Raw genomic sequence first — 19,610 nt, forward strand, 5'->3', positions numbered from 1 at the left:
ATAAGCCCTGCATTTCGGATACCCATGAATCGTCTCGTCCGCCTGTTTTTCCTGTCATTGCTCCTGCTGCTGCCGATGCTGTGCCGCGCCCAGGAGGCCGCCGCCGCGCCGGCCACCGACCCGGCCCCGCGCACGCTGGAAGTCGCCAACCGCAAGGTGTTCGAATTCCGCGCCAAGATGTTCGAGACCAGCCCCGAGGAGCGCGCGCAGCGTGCCCGCGACCGGATCGCCAACCTGTCGGCCGACGACCTGTTGGCACCGGTGTTCGCGCAGCCGGTGGCGTTCGGCGCCAAGCAGGGCGTGGCGATGGTGCTGAAGGCGCAGACGCTGTTCGTGGTCTACCAGGACGACCTCGACCCGGTCGAGGCGCCGCCGTTGGCCGAAGAGGCCAAACGGGTCCAACAGCGGCTGACCGAGGCGCTGCGCGCCCGTCACGAGCAGGGCAGCGCGCGGCGCCTGGCGATCGGCAGCGCGCTGGCGGCCGGTGCCACGCTCGTCTACCTCGCCGCGGCGATCCTGTTCGCTCGCGGCCAGCGCCGCCTGTCCGCCCGGGTGCGGCGGCTGCTCAGCGAACAGGAGCAGGGCAAGCTTAGCTGGCGCTGGCTGCTGTTGACCGTCGAACGCTACGGGGTGACGCTGACCAGCCTGTTTGCGCAGTTCGCCTTCGTCTACCTGTGGCTGACCTTCGTGCTGCAGCAGTTCCCGTACACCCGGCCATGGGGGCTGAAGCTCGGCCAGTCGCTGACCAATCTGCTCTTGCAGTTCGCCAGCAGCATCCTCGATGCGATGCCGGGGCTGATCACCATCGGCCTGATCCTGCTGTTGACCCGGCTGGCGGTGCGCAGCCTCGACTTCGTGTTCGACGCGGTGGAAAGCGGCCGGCTGACGCTGCCCGGCCTCCACCCGGAAACGGTCGGCGCCACCCGCCGCCTGCTGGTGGTGGTGCTATGGCTGTTCGCGCTGATCATCGCCTACCCCTACCTGCCCGGCTCGAATTCGGACGCGTTCAAGGGGGTCAGCGTGTTCTTCGGCCTGATGGTCACGCTCGGTTCGGCCGGCATCGTCAACCAGGCGATGAGCGGACTGGTGCTGGTCTACGCCCGGGCGCTGAAGCCGGGCGACTGGGTGCAGGTCGGCGACGTCGAGGGCTACGTGCTGGAGTTGGGCGCCTTGTCGACCAAGTTGGTCAACCGGCTGAAGCAGGAGGTGACGCTGCCCAATTCGGTGGTGATCGGCGGCAAGATCGTCAACAGCAGCCGGCTGGCGCAGGACTGCGGCCTGCCGCTGACCACCAAGCTTACGATCGGCTACGACACGCCGTGGCGCCAGGTCGAGGCGATGCTGGAACTGGCCGCGCGGCGCACCGAGGGCCTGCGCAGCGAGCCGCCGGCGCAGGTCAACCAGCTGAGCCTGCAGGACTTCTACATCGAGTACGAGCTCTTGGTCAGGTTGGCCGAAGGCATGGTGCGCGCCGAGGTGCTGACCGCGCTGCACGGCCATATCGTCGACGTGTTCAACGAGTTCGGCGTGCAGATCATGTCGCCGCACTTCGTGGAGCAGCCGCAGCAGAACGTGGTGGTGGCGAAGGAACAGTGGCACGCCGCGCCGGCGAACAAGTGAGAACCTGCTCACGATCTGCTGCACTCGGGTGATCCTGCGTTGAAATGCCGCTCAAAATGCTCATGTACTCCATGTACATTCCGCTTTTTCGCGCCATTTCGCCTTGGCTGACCCTTCGTTCGCGAGATCGTGAACAGGTTCTGAGACGGGCTCAGGCGGCCGGGAACACCACGCTGACCCGCAAGCCCTGCCCGCCCGGGCCGTCGTCGAGCCGCACCGTCGCGTCGCTGACCTGCGCGATCTCGTGCACGATCGACAGGCCCAGACCGCTGCCCTCCGCCCCGCTGCCGAGCACCCGGTAGAAGCGCTCGAACACCTTGCCGCGCTCCTCGCGGGCGATGCCGGGGCCGTCGTCCTCGACCTCCAGGCAGACCGCGCCGTCGCGATGGCCGACGCGCACCGTCACCACACCGCCCGCCTGGGTGTAGCGCACCGCGTTGTCGACCAGATTGGCAACCAGCTCGTGCAAGAGGCGCGGGCCGAGCGCCACCGGCGCCTCATCGGTCTCTTGCTCGAGGCCGAGGTCGATCGCCTTGGCTTCGGCCAACGTCGCCCAGGTCTCGAGCACCTCACGCACCGTCTGAGCCAGGTCGTGCGTCGCCATGATGCCCGGCACGCTGCCGCGGCTCTCGGCCATCGCCAGCGTCAGCAGCTGGTTGACCAGACGGGTGTTGTCGCGCACCCCGGCCTCGATCGCGTGCAGCACCTCGTCCTTCACCGCGGGGTCGGTCGCGCGCAGGCCGTAGTTGACCTGGGTGGCGAGCAGCGCGAGCGGGGTACGCAGCTGATGCGCCGAGTTGGCGATGAAGCGGCCGCGCGCGGCGATCTGGTGGTCGAGGCGGCCGGCGTAGTCGTTCATCGCGTCCACCAGCGGGCGCAGCTCGTGCGGCACCTCGTCCAGCGGCAGCGGTTCGAGCGAACCGGGGGTGCGCTGCTCGACCTTGGCGCGCAGCCGGCGGATCGGCCCGAGGCCGTGCGTCAGCCCGACCCACACCAGCGCCCCCGCCAACAGTAGCAGCAGCGCCTGCTGCTGCGCCAAGTGCTCCCACAGCTGGTCGGACAACACGTGGCGCGCCCGCCCGGTCTCCGCGACCTCGATCAAGAGCGGCCCCTCGGGTCGGCCGAACAAGGGCAGCGACAGCGCGACCACCCGCACCGGCAGCCCGCGGAACTGCGCGTCGAAGTAGACCGGCTCGTCGCCGTGCGGCAAGACCTTCGGCGGCGGCAGCTCCGGGTAGCCGAGCAGCAGCCGGCCGGCACGGGTCTGCACCCGGTAGAACACCCTGTCCTGCACACGCGACTGGAACAGCTCCAACGCCGCCGGCGGCACATACGCCTGCGACAGGTCGTCCTCGCGGTTCATCTGTTCGGCGATGATCCGCGCCGCGCCGAGCAGCAGCCGGTCGTGCACCACCTGCGCGGTGTCCAGGCCATCGCGGTACGCGAACCACACCTGCACGCCGATCAGCAAGGCCAGCGGCAGCAGCAGCCAGGTCATCAGGCGACCGCGCAGGCTGTAGCAGCGTCTATTTGCCATACACGGTCCGCAGCATGTAACCGAGCCCGCGCAGCGTGAACACGCCGACGTCTTCGCCTTCGAGCTTCTTGCGCAGCCGGTAGATATAGACCTCGATCGCCTCCAGCGTCACGCTGTCGTCCATGTCGAACAGGCTATCGGCCAGCCGGCTCTTGCTGATGGTGCGGCCGGGCTCGCGGATCAGCGTCTCGAGCAGCGCGTGCTCGCGCGGGGTCAGCGCCAGCGCGCGGCCGGCCAGGGTGAACTGGCGGCTGTTGCTGTCGAACAGCAGCGAGCCGCATTGCAGCACCGGGTTGCGCTGGCCGCTGGCACGCCTGAGCAGCGCACGCACCCGCGCCTCGAGCTCGCTGACTTCGAAGGGCTTGACCAGATAGTCGTCGGCGCCGTCGTTGAGCCCTTCCACCCGCTTCTGCACCCGGCCGTCGGCGGTCAGGATCAGCACCGCGACGTTGTCGCCGCGGCTGCGCAAGCGCTTGAGCACCTCGCGGCCGCCGAGCTTGGGCAGGTCCATGTCCAGCACCACCAGCGCATAGCTCTGCGTACACAGCAGATGATCGGCGGCGGCGCCGTCGTAGACGCAGTCGATGCTGTAGTTGTCGTCGCGCAAGGTGCGCGCCAGCCACTCGGAGAGCGGCCGATTGTCTTCGACGAGCAGGATGCGCAAGGGTCGAAATCCCGGAAAGTGGCTATTTGAGATAAGCGTCGCGGGCAAACCCCAGCGAAGCGATCCCGGCTAGGCACCCTGCCGCAGACAGTACATGTAGTACGGCAAGGCAGGGCAACAACGCCGGGAGGGGTTTGTTCGCGACGCTAAAAACCCGGCGGCTTTCGGCCGACCGGGTGCATTGCCTTCATCGAGCCAGGCCGTATCAGTGGCCGCCGTCACCGAACTGCGGCGGCCGCCACTTGACCAGGCGCTTCTCGAGCGAGGTCAGCAGGAACTCGGCGAGCAGCGCCACCACCGCCAGCACGATCATCGCGGCGAACACCCCGGCGGCGTTGAACGAGCCCTGCGCCACCGAGATCAACAGGCCGATGCCCTGGCGCGAGCCGAGGAACTCGCCGACCACCGCGCCGACCAGCGCGAAGCCGAAGCTCACGTGCAGGCTGGCGAGGATCCAGCTCATCGCGCTGGGGATCACCACCGCGGTGGTGACCTGGCGGCGCGATGCGCCGAGGATCTGCGCGTTGGCGATCAGGTAGCGGTCGGCCTCGCGCACGCCCTGGAAGGCGTTGGCGAACACCACGAAGAACACCATCACCACCGCCAGCGCCACCTTGGAGCCCATGCCGAGGCCGAAGGCGATCACGAACACCGATCCTAGCACCACCCGCGGCACCGAGTTGGCGATCTTGATGTAGAGGCTGAACACGTCGGCGAGCAGCTTGTTGCGGCCGAGCGCGATGCCGCAGATCACGCCGAGCACCGAGCCGATCAGAAAGCCGAGCGTGGTCTCCTCCAGCGTCACCAGCACCTGTTGCCAGAGCGGTCCCTGCGCGGTGCCCTCGACGCTCCAGGTGACGATCTGCGCCAGGATCTGCGTGGGCATCGAGAAGAAGAACGGGTCGATTAAGCCCAGCCGTGCGGCCAGCTCCCAGCCGCCCAGCGTCACCACCAGCACCGCCAGGCGCAGGGCTATCACCAGCCTGCCGCGTTGGCGCAGCCGCTGCTGGGCGAGCCTCTCGAGCTCGCTGAGTTGATCCGGCACGCCGCGCGGGGCGGCACCGGACTTGATTGCGGTCGTTTCCATCACGGTCTCCGTCAAATGTGCACTTCGTCTTTCAGGTCTTCCCAGATCTGCCGGGACAGCTCGAGAAAGCGCGGCGAGTAGCGGATTTCCGAGGTGACGCGCGGGCGCGGCAGGTCGATCTCGACCACCCGCTTCACCGTGGCCGGCCCCTTGGTCAGCACGAACACCCGGTCGGCCAGCGCGATCGCCTCCTCCAGGTCGTGCGTGACGAACACCACCGACGCGCCGTTGTCGCGCCACAGCGACAACAGCTCGTCCTGCATCAGGGTGCGGGTCTGCACGTCCAGCGCCGAGAACGGCTCGTCCATCAACAGGATTTCCGGCTCGTTGATGAAGGTCTGCGCCAGCGCCACGCGCTTGCGCATGCCGCCGGACAACTGATGCGGGTAGTGGTGTTCGAAGCCGGCGAGACCGACTCGGCGCACCCAGTCGCGCGCCTTGGCGAGCGCGTCGCTGCGCGCCATGCCGCGAAACAGCGGCCCGGCGGCAACGTTCTCAAGCACGCTCTTCCACGGGAATACCGCGTCGTTCTGGAACACGAAGCCGATGCGCGGGTCGATGTCGGTGACCGGCTCGCCCCAGATCCGCACCTCGCCGTCCGACGGCTTGGCGAGGCCGGTGATCAGCGACAGCGTGGTCGACTTGCCGCAGCCGGTCGGCCCGACCACCGCGCAGAATTCGCCGCGCTTTACCGTCATGTTGAAATCGCGCAGCGCCATGATCGCCTTGCCCTCGGGGCTGACGAAACGGCGGCTGACGCGGATGAGTTCGATCGCCGGCGAAGCGGCGTCGCGTGTGTTTTGCATGGATTCCCCCTCGGGACATCCGCCGGGCCCGGGCCGGCAACGACCCGGGCCGCGACGGTTTACTTGGCGGCGTCGACGAAGGCGGTGGTGTAGGTCTTAGACAGGTCGATGCTCTTGCCGGCCAAGGCCTTGTCGAAGGTCGACAGCACCTTGAGCACGGTGGCCGGGCCGGACGCCGGCATGCGGCCATCCGGGGTGTACATCACCTTGCCGCCAGCCAGCGCCTTCACGTACATGTCCTTGTCGCCGGCGTAGTAGTCCTTGGGCATCTTGGCGGCGATCTCGGCGGCGCTGTGGGTCTGGATCCACTTCAGCGTCTTCACCATCGCGTTGGCGAGCTTCTGCGTCTCCGCCTTGTGCTTCTCGACCCACGAGGTCTGCATATACAGGCAAGACGACGGGTACAGGCCGCCCAGCACCTTCTGCGTATCGCTCGGCGAGCGCATGTCGACCAGCACCTTGGCCTCGTTGGTCTTGAGCAAGCGCGAGATGGTCGGCTCGGTGGTCATGCCGCCGTCGATCTTGCCCTGCTGAAGCGCGGCGATGAAGGTATTGCCGGCGCCGACCGGCACCGAGGTGAACTCGCCGAGCTTCACGCCGTGCGAGACCGCCAGGTACTGGGTCAGGAAGTTGGTCGACGAGCCGAGCCCGGTGACGCCCAGGCTCTTGCCCTTGAAGTGGGCCGCCGACTTGATCTGGCCGGCCTTGCGGCTGTCGATCAACAGCACCTCGCCCGGCGCCTGCAACAACTGCACCACCGACTCCACCGCCTTGCCCTTGGCCTGCAGGTCGATGGTGTGGTCGTAGAAGCCCACCACCCCCTGCACCGAACCGGACAGCAGCTCGTTTTCCGCCTCGACGCCGGCCGGCTCGGTCAAGAGGTCGACGTTGAGCCCCTGCTCCTTGAAGTAGCCCAGTTGCTCGGTCAGCTTCACCGGCAGATAGATCTGCTTCTCGATCCCGCCGATCATCAGGGTGATCTTGCCGTCGTCGGCGAAGGCCGGGTGCGCCAGGCCGGCCAGACAGGTCGCGGCCAGCACGCTGCCAATTACCGTTTTTTTCATGTCTCTTCTCCTTTGTATGGACTGATTATTTAATCTGCTGACGCGGCTCAGCGCCGTGCCGGCCTTGCCGGTGCGTCCTAGGCCGGCAGGGATGGAACGATGTTACGGCGGGCTAGCTGACAGTTTCCTGACGACCACAGCAAATTTGATCGGCGCGCAACAAGGCGTCCGGAAATGACACGGCGGGCCCGGCGCCCGCTCTTTCATTCGTTCACCTAACTGTCATGTTGCCGTCACCCCTCTGCAACGGCGTCTGCCTAGACTCGCTGCGTTCATTACCGCAATGTGTCGGAGTCGCCCCACCATGTCGCCAGAACTTCCGGCCCCGTCCGCCGGCGCCCAACAGCTCGCCGGTCACCTGCTGCAACGGCCACCCACCGTCCAGCCGGACAACAGCAACTACGATGTACTGAACCTATTCAGCGAAGACCTCGCGCTCGCCAACCTGCCGGTGGTCGACGCCGGCCGGCCGGTCGGCATCATCAACCGCAATACCTTCATGAGCCAGCTGGCTCGGCCGTTCCACCGCGAGATCTTCGGCCGCAAGGCGTGCACCGCGTTCATGAACGCCGCGCCCTTGACCGTCGACTTCCACACCCCGCTCACCGAGCTGTCGTACCAGGTGCTGTCGGCCGGCGAGGCGGTGCTGTCGGACGGCTTCCTGATCACCCGCGACGGCGAATACGCCGGCCTCGGCCAGGGCCTGCAGCTGGTGCAAGCACTGGCCGACCAGCAGGCCGAGAAGCACCGCCAGATGATGGAGAGCATCCACTACGCCAGCGTGATCCAGCAGTCGTTCCTGCAGAGCTCGCGGCGCGAGATGGCCGCGGCACTGTCCGACTACAGCATGGTCTGGCAGCCGCGCGACGTGGTCGGCGGCGACTACTACTACTTCGTGCGCCGCCCGCACGGCTTCTTCGTGGCGGTGATCGACTGCACCGGCCACGGCGTGCCCGGCGCGTTCATGACGCTGATCATGGCGTCGGCGCTCAAGCAGGTGCTGACCACCCACGACCTGAACGACCCGGCCGAGCTGCTCGGCGCGATCAACCGCCAGGTGAAGGAATCGCTCGGCCAGTTGGCCGAACACGAGCAGGACGACGAGGAGTTCGAGCTGCGCTCGGACGACGGCATGGACTGCGCGTTCTGCTGGTTCGACCACGACAGCCGCACCCTCACCTACGCCGGCGCCAAGACCCCGCTGTTCCTGCTGCGCCCGGGCGAGGAGGAGATCTCCGGCGTCGACGGCAACAAGAAGGGCGTCGGCTACGTCGGCACCCCGCTCGACTACGCCTGGGACAACCAGACCATCGCGCTGCCGCCGGGCAGCCGGCTCTACATCACCACCGACGGCATCATCGACCAGATCGGCGGCGCCAAGCGCATCGCCTTCGGCAAGAAACGCTTCAAGGCCGCGCTGCTGTCGCGCCGCGACGCGCCGATGGCCGAGCAGCAGCGTGAGCTGTTGGCCCGCTTCGCCGACTGGCAGGGCGAGCACTCGCGCCGCGACGACGTCAGCCTGTTTGCCGTACACCTGCCTTGAGAACTGCCATGGGATTGACCGCTTTTCACCGTTTCCAGGACCTCGCCCGCGAGGAAAACGTGGTGTTCTACTACACCGGTTACTTCTCGCAGTCGGTGGTGTCCGCGATGGGCGACGCGCTGCGCCAGCGCCTCAACAGCTCAGATGCGACCAACGTGACCCGCCGCAAGCTGTTCTCGGTGTTCGTCGAGATGGCGCAGAACGTCGTCCACTATTCGGCCGACCCGCTGTCCGCTGACCAAGGCGACAACGACGAGCTGCGCCGCGGCGCGCTGTGGGTCGGCGAGAAGGGCGACCACTTCTACGTGGTCTGCGCCAACCCGATCGCCCGCGACGCGCAGCCGAAATTGCTCGCTAAGCTAGAGCCGCTGCGCAGCATGACGCTCGACGAGATCAAGCAGCGCTACAAGGAAAAACTGCGCAGCGAAGGCGAAGCCGGCAGCAAGGGCGCCGGCCTCGGCTTCCTGACCGTGGCGCGCGACGCGTCCGAGCCGATCGAGTTCGACTTCGTCGACGAGCCCGGCAGCGCCACCACCCTGTTCTATCTGAAAGCCACCCTCTGACCATGCAGAACGTCTATCTAGCCCCCACCTCCGCCACCCCCGAAGTCGACTTCCGCTTCGACACCCACAGCCTGTCGCTGAAGGGCGAGAGCTACCCGGAGAACGCGCAGGCCTTCTACGGCCCGCTGCTCGACGCGGTGGACGCCTACCTCGCCGGCTGCCGCGGCGCCAACATCCAGATTGGCGTGCAGCTGGCCTACTTCAACAGCTCCAGCACCAAGCTGTTGATGAGCCTGTTCGAACAGTTCAACCAGGCGGCGCTGGCCGGCAACCACGTGGTGGTCAACTGGTTCCACGATGAAGAGGACGACACCATCCTCGAGTTCGGCGAGGAGATCGCCGAGGACTATCCGGCGCTGGAGCTGATGACCCAGGCGCTGGTCTAGAACCAGTCCTCAAAGTGTAGCGAGCGGGCGTCAGCTCGGGGCGGCCGGAGCGCAGGAACCGGAATGTACATGGAGTACATGAGGATTCCGAGCACCGCCCAACCCGAGATCACGCTCGCGCAGTAACTTTGAGGACTGGTTCTAAGCCGGCTTCGGCCAACCCGGTCCTGGCCCCAGGGTTGGCCGAACGCCCGCTGTCCGACAATATAAAATCGGTCATGCCAACGGCGTGACACCCTGCCGCTGCACGATCGCTCGACGAGCCGGCACGGCTGGTCGCGCTGCGACGAATCGTTTACTCTTGACGGTATCACCCTGTTTTGCCGGAAGAATCACGATGAACGTCCACGACTATATGCATACGGTCGGCAAGGCGGCGCGTGCCGCCAGCCGCGCCATCGCCCGCGCCGACACCAACCAGAAGAACCAGGCGCTCAACGCCATCGCCGACGCGATCGAGCGCGACAGCGCCAAGCTGATCGCAGCCAATGCGCTCGACCTCGGCACGGCGCGCCAGCACGGCCTGGAACCGGCACTGGTCGATCGCCTGGCCATCTCCGCTGAGACGGTGCGCTCCATGGCCGAGGGCCTGCGCCAGATCGCCGCGCTGCCCGACCCGGTCGGCGAGATGGACGGCTTCACCTACCGCCCGTCCGGCATCCAGCTGGGCAAGATGCGCGTGCCGCTCGGCGTGGTTGGCATCATCTACGAATCGCGCCCGAACGTGACCGCCGACGCCGCCGGCCTGTGTCTGAAGTCGGGCAACGCCGCGATCCTGCGCGGCGGCTCGGAGGCGTTCCACAGCAACCAGGCGATCGCCGCCTGCGTGCACGAGGGCCTCGCCGCCGCCGGCCTGCCGGCCGGCGTGATGCAGATCCTCGAGACCACCGACCGCGCCGCGGTAACCGAGCTGGTCACCATGCCCGAGTTCGTCGACGTGATCGTGCCGCGCGGCGGCAAGGGCCTGATCGAACGCATCAGCCGCGAGTCGCGCGTGCCGGTGATCAAGCACCTGCACGGCAACTGCCATGTCTACATCGACGAGCGCGCCGACCTGGACAAGGCGTTTGCCATCGCGCTGAACGCCAAGACGCACCGCTACGGCACCTGCAACACCATGGAGAGCCTGCTGGTACACGAGGCGGTCGCCGGCGCGATCCTGCCGCGCCTCGCCGAGGCGTACTGGCAGAAAGGCGTCGAGCTGCGCGGCTGCGAGCGCACCCGCGCGATCCTCGGCGCGAAGGTAGTCCCCGCCACGTCGGACGACTGGGAAACCGAATACCTCGCGCCGATCCTGGCGGTGAAGGTGGTGAACGACCTCGACGCCGCGATCGAGCACATCAACGAGCACGGCAGCCACCACACCGACGCGATCGTCACCGAGGACTACTCGCGCGCGCGCCGCTTCCTGCGCGAGGTCGACTCGGCGAGCGTGATGGTCAACGCCAGCACCCGCTTCGCCGACGGCTTCGAGTACGGCCTCGGTGCCGAGATCGGTATCTCGACCGACAAGATCCACGCGCGCGGCCCGGTCGGCCTGGAAGGGCTGACCAGCCAGAAGTGGGTGGTGCTCGGCGACGGGCAGATCCGCCAGTAAGCACTTCGGCCAAGCTTGTTACAGCCCCGCGATCGCGGGGCTTTTTGTCACTGGAGGCGGTGGGGCGACGATTGCGCGCACCGCCCTGCCCACCGCTCTGGGCATGGCGTTCTGCCTGCTCGGGATGCTGACCGGTTCGGCCAACGTCGCGAAGGTCGAGGAAGGGATGGGCTTTGTGCCGGCTCGCGCTAAACGGCCCCGGACCGTGTCGCCCGCCGAGTGCGATACACTAGGGCGGATGAACTTCAGTCCCTTCCGCGCCGCGTGCGCTCCGCCGAGCCAATCATGAGCCGACGGCGGCGCCCCCTCCCCGTGTCTCTGCTGTTCAGCGAGTTGCGCCGCGGCGCGCTGCCGACGCCGCTGCGCTGGGGGCTGACCGGCCTGATCGTGCTCGCCCAGCTGGCGACGCTGCTCGGCCACCTGCACTTCCTGCCAAGCTTGGCCGAGCCGTTCGCCTCGCCGCTGTCGGCGCTGGCCGAAGCCGGCGTCTACCTGATGGTGGTGCTGATGCTGGTGGCGGTCCAGCCGCTCTATTTCCTGCCGTACACCTACAGCCTGTTGATGCTCGGCCTCGGCGTCTGGCTGGAGGCGGCGCTGATCGACGTGCTCGACGAGGCGCTGGTCCAGCCGCGCTGGCTGTCGGCGGCGGGCGAGGACCTGCTCAGGCTGTTCGGCCTGTTGCTGGTCACGCTCGGGGTGTTCAGGCTAGCGCGCCAGCTGCGCGGCCAGATGAGCCGGCTGCACGAGCTGGCGACGCTCGACGAGCTGACCGGCCTGTCCAACCGCCGCCACCTCTTGTCGCTGGCGCAGCGCTGGCTGCAGCCGGGCGGCCGCGGGCTGACGCTGGTGCTGTTCGACATCGACCATTTCAAACAGGTGAACGACCAGTTCGGCCACTCGGTCGGCGACCGCACGCTGCAGGAGGTGGTGCGGCTGGTCGGCGCGGGCCTGCCCGCCGAGGCGGTGCTCGGGCGGCTCGGCGGCGAGGAGTTCGCGATCCTGCTGCCCGGGCGCGATCCGCAGCCGGGCTATACCCTGGCCGAACAACGCCGCGCCGCGCTGGCCGCCGCGACCACCGCCGCCGGCACCGTCACCGCCAGCTTCGGCGTGGCGAGCCAGCGCCCCGGCGAGACCACCTTCGACGCGCTGATGCACCGCGCCGACGAGGCGCTCTACGCCGCTAAGGACGCCGGCCGCAACCGGGTCTGCCTCGCCGCGGCGCACTGACCATTCCATGCTAAATGGTTGATCTTACAGGCGCGGCTTGTAAGCCGGTGCCGATTCGGGAAAGATGGGCGGCTTCGACCTTTCCAGCCGATGGCCGTTTTATGCGCTTTTCCCTGTTCCGCCCGGCGCGCCTGATCGCCGCCTTGTGCACCGCCGCGCTGTTGGCCGGCTGCGCCCATACCCAGACCGGCGGCACCGCGCCGACCGCCCAGCCGGCGGATAATGCCTCCCCGCCGAAGACCCGCCCGAAACGCGACAGCGCACCGGTTGCCCGCGAGACCCCGCACGGCCCGGTAAGCCGGGTGGCCGCCTGCATCGTCAACAACCTGCACGCCTGGAAGATTCCCGACGAGTTCATCAAGCACGATGTCTACCCGAACGGCGAGGAGTCGGTGATGCTGATCAACCCGGCCAGCGGCCGCACCGGCATCACCGTCGACTTGACGCCGAACGGCGAGAACACCGACGCCGAGCTGTACGAAAACGGCATGGTGGTGTCGAACAAGTGGCGCGAGCTGGCGCGGCGCTGCGCCGACAGCGACGGTGCCGCCGCGCCGGTCAGCCTGCGCCCGGGCGGCAGCGGCCAGTCGGCGGCGAGCAGCGCCCGGCACTCGACCAGCAAGAAGAAGGGCAGGTCGCACGCCACCAGCAAGAAATCGACCAAGAAGAAGAAAAAGACCCGCTAGCAGCCGGTCTTCGCTGGACAAAAGGTTGGCCGAACGCGCCATGGCGTGCGTTCGGCCAACCTTTTTTGTGCGTGGTGAATCGGCGCCTACAACGCCCGCTGCATGCCGACCGCCCCCGGGCCGTAGCTCGCCAGCTTGGCCGCCGGCAGCGGGTAGGCACGGTAGCCATGGCGCGACCAGAAGTCGGCGGCGTCCTGCACCGCGACCAGCCGGGTATAGCGCAGCCGGCGCTGGCGCGCCTCGTGCATCACCGCGTCGATCAGCCGCGGCGCCAGCCGCTGGCCGCGCGCCGCCGGGTGCAGCGCCAGGTCGTGAATGAACAGCGTGTCGGGTGTCTCGGGCAAGGTCGTCAGCGGCGTGTCGAGCGCCGGCAGCGCCTCGCCACACCACGGGTGGGCGAACAGGTAGCCGAGCAACTCGGTGTCGCACTCGGCCACCCAGCAGGTGGCGGGCGACAGCCGGCGCCGCGACGCCAGCGCGTCGGCCGATTCGATCAGGTGGGCTTGGTAACAGCGCTGCTGCAAGGCCAGCACGGCGGACAGGTCGCTGGCGCGCATCGGGCGAATGCGCGCGCTCCTCTCAGGGGCAGAACAGACGGGCATGACAGACAAAACAGGGCCGGGCAGGCCGGCGGGGCGGCCATTGTAGCCGGGCCGCGGCGCTTTTCCCAAGCCTGGGACAAGGCGCCGGCCCCGATTTCACGAAAAAATGGAAATCGTTTCCTGATTAAAAAATAACCATACGATCAGCCATGACAAAGACCTAGATGCAGGCGGTTAGCGGCGCGCGGAAAACCCCGTCAAAGCCTTGATAGGCAAGGCAAATGAGAAGCAATGTCATTGCAATAAAAATCTTTGCAAAACGGGAACAGTTCGGTAACCATAATATCCAACAGCACGGTTCGTGAGACCGATTTCCAAAAAAGCAATCAGGAGAAATAGCATGACGTCACGTCGTACCTTTCTGTTCAAAGTAATCCCGGCCGTCGGCGCCGCCGCTCTGCTCAGCCGCAATGCACTGGCCGCCCCGGCCAAACTTGACGAGAACGACCCGCAGGCGAAAGGCCTGGGTTACAAGCACGACGCGAGCAAGGTCGACAAGGCCAAGTACCCGAAATACGCCGCCGGCCAGCACTGCGGCAACTGCCAGCTGTTCCAGGCCAAGCCGACCGACGCGATGGGCCCCTGTGCGGTCTTCGGCGGCAAGCTGGTCGACAATAAAGGCTGGTGCAGCGCCTACACGAAGAAGGCCTAAAACGCTTCGTTCTTCCTGATTCCACGCCCCGGCAGGCCCCCTGCCGGGGCGTTGTCACATCTGCACGCCGGCCACGGCCGATTCCCCCGGCCGAGCCACTTGGCATCTCTATAAACGGTGCCACGGCCTACACTGAAAACCTCCCCGACCCTGACGTTTCAACACGAAAGGAAGCCCATGCCCGCCCCGTCCCGCTTCGACCAGTTCTACGCTGAGGGCAAGGCCCGCCGCACGGCCTGCCCGCGCGAGGCGCAGGCCGAAATGCCCAAGGCCAACGGCCGCGATCCGATCGCGCTGTTGCAGGAGAGCAGTGCCGGCCGGGTGCCGGCGCTGATCCCGGTGCGCTACGGCCGGATGCTGACCTCGCCGTTCGCGTTCTTTCGCGGCATCGCGCTATTGCAGGCGGCCGACCTGGCGCAGGTGCCGTACAGCGGCGAGATCGTGCCGGCCTGCGGCGACGCGCACCTGATGAACTTCGGCTTCTTCGCCTCGCCCGAGCGCAACCTACTGTTCGACATCAACGACTTCGACGAGACCCATCCGGCGCCGTGGGAATGGGACGTGAAGCGGCTGGCGGTCAGCCTGGTGCTGGCGGCGCGCGAGCTGGGCTTTTCCGAGGAGCAGGCCGAGCAGGTGGTCGAGGACGCGCTGGGCGCCTATCAAGACCATATCCAGAAGCTGGCGCAGATGGGCACGCTCGACGTCTGGTACCAGCGCCTGACGCTCGACGATATGGCCAGCGCCGCCGGGGACAACGACACGCTGCAGCGCCGCATCGCCCGGGTCGCCGAGCGTGCCAAGAACCGCACCCACGATCGGCTGCTGCCGAAGATCACCGAGATCGAAAACGGCGAGCTCCGGCTGAAGGACAGCCCGCCGACGCTGTTCCACGTCCACGAGAGCGGCACGCTGCTGCCGGACGACGACGCCTGGCTCGCCAGCGGCGACTGGTGCGCGCTGTTCGAGCCTATGTACAAGAGCTACCTCGCCACGCTGAAGGAAGACCGCGCCACGCTGCTCGAACGGTTCCATTACCTCGACATGGCGTTCAAGGTGGTCGGCGTCGGCAGCGTCGGCACCCGCTGCCTGGTGGTGCTGATGGAGGACGACTACGGCCAGCCGCTGTTCCTGCAGATCAAGGAGGCGCGCCCGTCGGTGCTGGAACGCTACTCCCGGGGCGAACACCCGCACCAGGGCAAGCGGGTAGTGTTCGGCCAACAACTGATGCAGGCGGCCAGCGACCTGTTCCTCGGCTGGACCAGCGGCCCGGCCGGCCGGCACTTCTACGTGCGCCAGCTGCGCGACATGAAAATTTCCGCCGCGCTGGAAACCTTCGACCTCGACACCCTGTCCGCCTATGGCGAGGCCTGTGCCTGGACGCTGGCGCGCGCGCACGCCAAGGGCAGCGGCCGCAGCGCGCAGCTGGCCGGCTATATCGGCAAGGGCCCCAAGTTTGCCGAGGCGATCGGCCGCTACGCGCTGGCGTACGCCGACCAGGTCGAGGCCGATTACGACGCATTCCGGCGCGCGGTGCGGGCCGGCACGCTGCCGGTGGAAACCCCCGAGGAGCTGCGCCAGAGCTACACCCCCTGATGGCAGAGGGCACCCGATGTCATTGTCGTCCCACCCGGCGCCACCCTGACGCTAAGAGGCCGTTCATCGGCCGTCTGTGTCCGGCCGCGGCCGACTGGTCTAGCGTTGGAGTTGGGAGGGCACCCGCCCTGCCATCCCCCACACGACAAAATGGGAGAGTCCAATGAAGCAAATGCCGAGTTTCGACATCGACCTCGACAAGCATTACAACGCCACCGTCGTGATTGCCTGCGAAAAATGCGGCCGCGAAAGCCGCCATCATCTGAAAGCCCTGGCCCCCGACCAACACATACACTGCAGCTGCGGCGCCGATATCACGCTGGGCGCCCAAGCCATCCTGTTGGCCCAACAGCGGGCCCAAGACATAAGGTCCTCCTATCGAGTCTGACCCTGCCCATCCCCGGGCAGCCTCACCGGTGTTGCGAACACTGGCATAATCGGGCCTGAAGCCCGATACCCAAAGAAGAACGGCGGCCGAGTGCCGCCGTTCGCCATTTTGCGCGAGGAAACCGCCATGCCCGACCTGCCGATCATCGACGTGCGCAGCGACACCGTCACCCACCCCACCCGCGCGATGCGCGAGGCGATGCTCAACGCCGAGGTCGGCGACGACGTGTACGGCGACGACCCGACCGTGCAGAAGCTCGAGGCGCTCGCCGCTGACGTCCTGGGCAAGGAGGCGGCGCTGTTCGTGCCGACCGGCAACTTCGGCAACCAGCTGGCGCTGTTCACCCACTGTCAGCGCGGCGACGAGGTGATCCTCGGCGACGACTGCCACATCGTCTGGCACGAGACCGGCGGCGCGGCGGTGATCGCCGGCGTGCAGCTGCGCACCATCGAGTCGGACAAGGGCGTGATCAGCGCCGAACAGGTGCAGAAACGGATCCGCGTCGGCGAAGACGTGCACTGGCCGAAGACCGGGCTGATCTGCCTGGAAAACGCCCACTCCAACGGCCGGGTGATCCCGCTGGCGGCGATGGCCGAGGTCGCCGCGGTGGCGCGCCGGCACGGCGTGCCGGTGCATCTGGACGGCGCGCGGGTGTTCAACGCCGCGGTGCACCTCGGCTGCGCGGTGCGCGAGATCACCCAGTACGCCGACAGCGTGATGTGTTGCCTGTCCAAGGGGCTGGCCGCGCCGGTCGGCTCGATCCTGGCCGGCTCCGGCGAATTCATCGCCCGTGCCCGCCGCCACCGCAAGCTGCTCGGCGGCGGCATGCGCCAGGTCGGCGTGCTGGCCGCACCGGGCCTGTTGGCGCTGACCGAGATGGTCGAACGGCTGCCGGAAGACCACGCCCGCGCGCAACGGTTGGCCGAACGGCTCGCCGCGCTGCCCGGCCTCGACGTCGACCGCAGCGACGTGCACATCAATATGGTCTGGTTCGGGCTGGAAGCCGGGGTCGATTCCGCGCGGCTGATGGCGGCGCTCGCCGCCGCCGGCATCAAGGCCAACCCGCCGGAAGACGGCCGGATGCGCCTCGTTACCCACTGGCAGATCGACGACGCGGCGCTCGAGCGGATTATCGCGGTGTTCACCGACGTGCTCGACTAAGAGCCGCTAACAAAACGAGGCAGAGCCGAAGTTTCTGCGTAGCTAAAAACCCTCCCGGCGTTGTTGCGCTGCCTTGCCGTACTACTTGTACTGTCTGCGGCAGCACGACGAGCAGGATCGCTACGCTGGGTTTTGTTAGCGACTCGAAGCCCGCCCCCGCGCCACATCACGCCCATCGGCGGCGTGGCCATGTCCAGCGACACAAAGCGCTCGCCGTCCCCCTCCGACCCGGTCTACAACGAAACCAGTACCGGCTGCCGGGAGCCCACCGGGTGCCTGCCGTCCGCGCCGTTCGGCCAACCCTGGCCCGCGCCGCCGTCTGCCCCTACACTGGCGGCCTTCCGCCCTTTTGACGACTGACAACACCGCATGCCGCACACCCACGACCCGCACGCCTGGCTGGAAGGCCTGGACGACCCCGCCGTCACCGACTGGGTCGCAAAACAGAACGCCGCGACCCGCGCCCGGCTCGACACCGACCCGCGCTTCGCGCCGTTGACCGCCGAGGTGCTCGCCACCTTGCGCGACACCCGACAGATCCCGTTCTTTTCCGAGCACGCCGGCTGGCTGTACAACTTCCACCAGGACGAGGCGCACCCGCGCGGCATCTACCGCAAGACCACTCTCGATGCCTACCGCGAGGGCCGCAACGACTGGCAGATCGTGCTCGACATCGACGCGCTGGCCGCCGCGCTCAAGCTCGACGCCTACCTCGACTCGATCTCGCACTGCACGCTGCGCCCGGAACGAATCCTGATAACGCTGTCGGTCGGTGGCGCCGACGCCAGCGTCACCGTCGAGTACGACCTGGACCAGCAGACGCTGGTCGACGGCGGCTTCCACTTCCCAGAGGGCAAGAACCACATCGGCTGGCGCGACCCCGACAGCGTGTTCGTCTGCCCGGCCTGGGACGCACGCCAGACCACCCGCGCCGGCTACCCGCGCGAGGTGTGGCTGCTAGCACGCGGCCAGCGCATGGCCGAAGCGACGCCGCTCTACCAGGCGAGCATCGACGCGATGATGGTCGCCGCCTGGCGCTTCCTCGACGGCGACGCCGCCCCGGTCGACATGATCGAGGTGTCCGACAGCTTCTACGCCAAGACCTATTACCTGATCGGCGCCGACCACGGCGTCAACGCCCTGCCCTTGCCGCCGCGCGCCGACATCGAGACCTACCTGCACGGCGACCTCGTCGTCAGCTTGGCCGACGACTGGAGCTGGCAGGGCGACACCTTCGCCGCCGGCAGCCTGCTGGTGCTGAACCTCGCGTCATTGATTCAGGGAACAGGTCGGGCGCAGTGCCTGCTCGCGCCCACCGCACAGCAGGCGGTCGAGGCGGTCGAGAGCACGCTCAACTACATCGTCGTCAACCTGCTCGACAATGTGCAGAGCCGGCTGGTCGCGTTCGAGCGCGCCGACGGCGCCTGGCGCGAGCGGCCGGTGGCAGCGCCGAGCCGCGGCGTGATCGAGTTCACCGACCAGCCGTGGGCCACCGACCTGCTCTGCTACAGCCACAGCGACTTCCTCGAGCCGGCCGGCCTGTACCGGCTCGACCTCGCCGCGGCGGACGGCGGCACGCCTGACACGCTGCGCCGCCAGCCGACCGCGTTCGACGCCAGCCCGTATCTGGCCGAGCAATGGCAGGCGCGCGCGCCGGACGGCACCGCGGTGCCGTACTTCGTGGTGCGCCGCCACGACGCACCGCTCGACGGCTCGATGCCGACGCTGCTGTACGGCTACGGCGGCTTCGAGGTGCCGATGCTGCCGCACTACGTCGACAACTTCGGTCCGCAGTGGCTGGAGAAGGGCGGCGCGTTCGCGGTCGCATGCATCCGCGGCGGCGGCGAGTTCGGCCCCACCTGGCACCAGGCGGCGCAAGGCGCCAACCGCCAGGTCGGCTTCGACGACTTCATCGCGATCGCCGAAGACCTGATCGGTCGCGGCCTGTCGTCGCCGGCCAAGCTCGCGATCGAGGGCGGCAGCAACGGCGGCCTGCTGGTCGGCGCCGCGCTGGTACAGCGTCCGGACCTGTTCCGCGCGGTGGTCTGCGAGGTGCCGCTGCTCGACATGCTGCGCTACACCGAGCTGTTGGCCGGCGCCAGCTGGATCGACGAATACGGCGACCCGGCCGACCCGGCCGAACGCGCCGCCTTGGCCGCCTACTCGCCGTACCACCATGTTTCGGCCAACCTGAGCTACCCGCTGGCGCTGTTCACCACCAGCTCCCGCGACGACCGCGTCCACCCGGCGCACGCGCGCAAGATGGTGGCGCGCCTGAACGAGCACGGCCACGCCGCGCTGCTGCTGGAAACCGACGCCGGCGGCCACACCGGCAATGCCGGCCAGGAACAGACCGCCGAGGAGCTGGCGCGGGTGCTGGTCTATCTGTACCAGCAGTTGATGGATTGAGTCGGCGCACTCGCCACGCAAAAAG

Annotated in this window: 18 protein-coding genes and 1 other RNA gene; 12 read left to right on the forward strand and 7 right to left on the reverse strand. The window is 67.7% G+C overall.

Annotated elements, in window-relative coordinates:
- Window positions 1–24 precede the first annotated feature (24 nt).
- On the forward strand, window positions 25–1,620 hold the full coding sequence (locus ACZ2IA_RS00485) for a mechanosensitive ion channel family protein (protein ID WP_470290591.1): 1,596 nt from the start codon (window positions 25–27) through the stop codon (window positions 1,618–1,620).
- 151 nt (window positions 1,621–1,771) lie between these two features.
- On the opposite strand, the gene ACZ2IA_RS00490 is transcribed toward ACZ2IA_RS00485, so the two are convergent.
- From ACZ2IA_RS00490 to ACZ2IA_RS00510, 5 genes are all read right to left on the reverse strand, one after another.
- Window positions 1,772–3,157, reverse strand: a complete 1,386-nt coding sequence (locus ACZ2IA_RS00490; RefSeq protein ID WP_470290592.1) for a sensor histidine kinase — start codon at window positions 3,155–3,157, stop codon at window positions 1,772–1,774.
- A complete protein-coding gene (locus ACZ2IA_RS00495; protein ID WP_470290593.1) occupies window positions 3,147–3,821 on the reverse strand; it encodes a response regulator in 675 nt (224 codons plus the stop codon). Before ACZ2IA_RS00495 ends, ACZ2IA_RS00490 begins: the two co-directional genes overlap by 11 nt.
- A 205-nt stretch (window positions 3,822–4,026) precedes the next feature.
- A complete protein-coding gene (locus ACZ2IA_RS00500) occupies window positions 4,027–4,908 on the reverse strand; it encodes an ABC transporter permease (protein ID WP_470290594.1) in 882 nt (293 codons plus the stop codon).
- Window positions 4,909–4,919: 11 nt separating this feature from the next.
- Entirely contained in the window at window positions 4,920–5,714 is a 795-nt protein-coding gene (locus tag ACZ2IA_RS00505; protein WP_470290595.1) for an ABC transporter ATP-binding protein, read from the reverse strand.
- Window positions 5,715–5,773: 59 nt separating this feature from the next.
- On the reverse strand, window positions 5,774–6,778 hold the full coding sequence (locus ACZ2IA_RS00510) for an ABC transporter substrate-binding protein (RefSeq protein WP_470290596.1): 1,005 nt from the start codon (window positions 6,776–6,778) through the stop codon (window positions 5,774–5,776).
- Window positions 6,779–7,082: 304 nt separating this feature from the next.
- Here ACZ2IA_RS00510 and ACZ2IA_RS00515 point away from each other — a divergent pair, with 304 nt between their 5' ends.
- From ACZ2IA_RS00515 to ACZ2IA_RS00525, 3 genes are read left to right on the forward strand one after another with little or no spacing between them, the layout of a single operon-like run.
- On the forward strand, window positions 7,083–8,321 hold the full coding sequence (locus ACZ2IA_RS00515) for a PP2C family protein-serine/threonine phosphatase (RefSeq protein ID WP_470290597.1): 1,239 nt from the start codon (window positions 7,083–7,085) through the stop codon (window positions 8,319–8,321).
- 8 nt (window positions 8,322–8,329) lie between these two features.
- Entirely contained in the window at window positions 8,330–8,884 is a 555-nt protein-coding gene (locus ACZ2IA_RS00520) for a SiaB family protein kinase (protein ID WP_470290598.1), read from the forward strand.
- 2 nt (window positions 8,885–8,886) lie between these two features.
- Window positions 8,887–9,270, forward strand: a complete 384-nt coding sequence (locus tag ACZ2IA_RS00525) for a DUF1987 domain-containing protein (RefSeq protein ID WP_470290599.1) — start codon at window positions 8,887–8,889, stop codon at window positions 9,268–9,270.
- 4 nt (window positions 9,271–9,274) lie between these two features.
- Here ACZ2IA_RS00525 and ACZ2IA_RS00530 read toward each other — a convergent pair.
- Window positions 9,275–9,350, reverse strand: a non-coding RNA gene (locus ACZ2IA_RS00530) — sX9 sRNA.
- 257 nt (window positions 9,351–9,607) lie between these two features.
- Here ACZ2IA_RS00530 and ACZ2IA_RS00535 point away from each other — a divergent pair.
- From ACZ2IA_RS00535 to ACZ2IA_RS00545, 3 genes are all read left to right on the forward strand, one after another.
- The gene (locus tag ACZ2IA_RS00535; protein WP_470290600.1) at window positions 9,608–10,867 is read left to right on the forward strand and encodes a glutamate-5-semialdehyde dehydrogenase; all 1,260 of its coding nucleotides are present in this window, start codon (window positions 9,608–9,610) and stop codon (window positions 10,865–10,867) included.
- A gap of 312 nt (window positions 10,868–11,179) precedes the next feature.
- The gene (locus ACZ2IA_RS00540) at window positions 11,180–12,094 is read left to right on the forward strand and encodes a GGDEF domain-containing protein (RefSeq protein WP_470290601.1); all 915 of its coding nucleotides are present in this window, start codon (window positions 11,180–11,182) and stop codon (window positions 12,092–12,094) included.
- Between the two features lie 101 nt (window positions 12,095–12,195).
- Complete coding sequence (locus ACZ2IA_RS00545; RefSeq protein WP_470290602.1) at window positions 12,196–12,780, forward strand: hypothetical protein; 585 nt, start codon at window positions 12,196–12,198, stop codon at window positions 12,778–12,780.
- 86 nt (window positions 12,781–12,866) lie between these two features.
- On the opposite strand, the gene ACZ2IA_RS00550 is transcribed toward ACZ2IA_RS00545, so the two are convergent.
- Entirely contained in the window at window positions 12,867–13,337 is a 471-nt protein-coding gene (locus tag ACZ2IA_RS00550) for a GNAT family N-acetyltransferase (protein ID WP_470290603.1), read from the reverse strand.
- A gap of 385 nt (window positions 13,338–13,722) precedes the next feature.
- On the opposite strand from ACZ2IA_RS00550, the gene ACZ2IA_RS00555 reads away from it, so the two are divergent.
- The 5 genes from ACZ2IA_RS00555 to ACZ2IA_RS00575 all read left to right on the forward strand — a co-directional run bounded on the left by ACZ2IA_RS00555 (window position 13,723) and on the right by ACZ2IA_RS00575 (window position 19,585).
- A complete protein-coding gene (locus tag ACZ2IA_RS00555) occupies window positions 13,723–14,034 on the forward strand; it encodes a high-potential iron-sulfur protein (RefSeq protein ID WP_470290604.1) in 312 nt (103 codons plus the stop codon).
- A 177-nt stretch (window positions 14,035–14,211) separates the two neighbouring features.
- Window positions 14,212–15,627 carry a DUF2252 domain-containing protein gene (locus ACZ2IA_RS00560; RefSeq protein ID WP_470290605.1) on the forward strand — a complete coding sequence of 472 codons (1,416 nt, stop codon included), beginning with the start codon at window positions 14,212–14,214 and terminating at the stop codon, window positions 15,625–15,627.
- A 163-nt stretch (window positions 15,628–15,790) separates the two neighbouring features.
- Window positions 15,791–16,015: a hypothetical protein gene (locus ACZ2IA_RS00565; RefSeq protein WP_470290606.1), complete on the forward strand. Its 225-nt coding sequence runs from the start codon at window positions 15,791–15,793 to the stop codon at window positions 16,013–16,015.
- 126 nt (window positions 16,016–16,141) lie between these two features.
- Complete coding sequence (gene ltaE, locus ACZ2IA_RS00570; RefSeq protein WP_470290607.1) at window positions 16,142–17,176, forward strand: low-specificity L-threonine aldolase; 1,035 nt, start codon at window positions 16,142–16,144, stop codon at window positions 17,174–17,176.
- A 369-nt stretch (window positions 17,177–17,545) separates the two neighbouring features.
- Entirely contained in the window at window positions 17,546–19,585 is a 2,040-nt protein-coding gene (locus ACZ2IA_RS00575) for a prolyl oligopeptidase family serine peptidase (RefSeq protein WP_470290608.1), read from the forward strand.
- The last annotated feature ends 25 nt before the right edge of the window (window positions 19,586–19,610 follow it).

This window comes from Crenobacter sp. CS_VA4 (genome assembly GCF_055597485.1).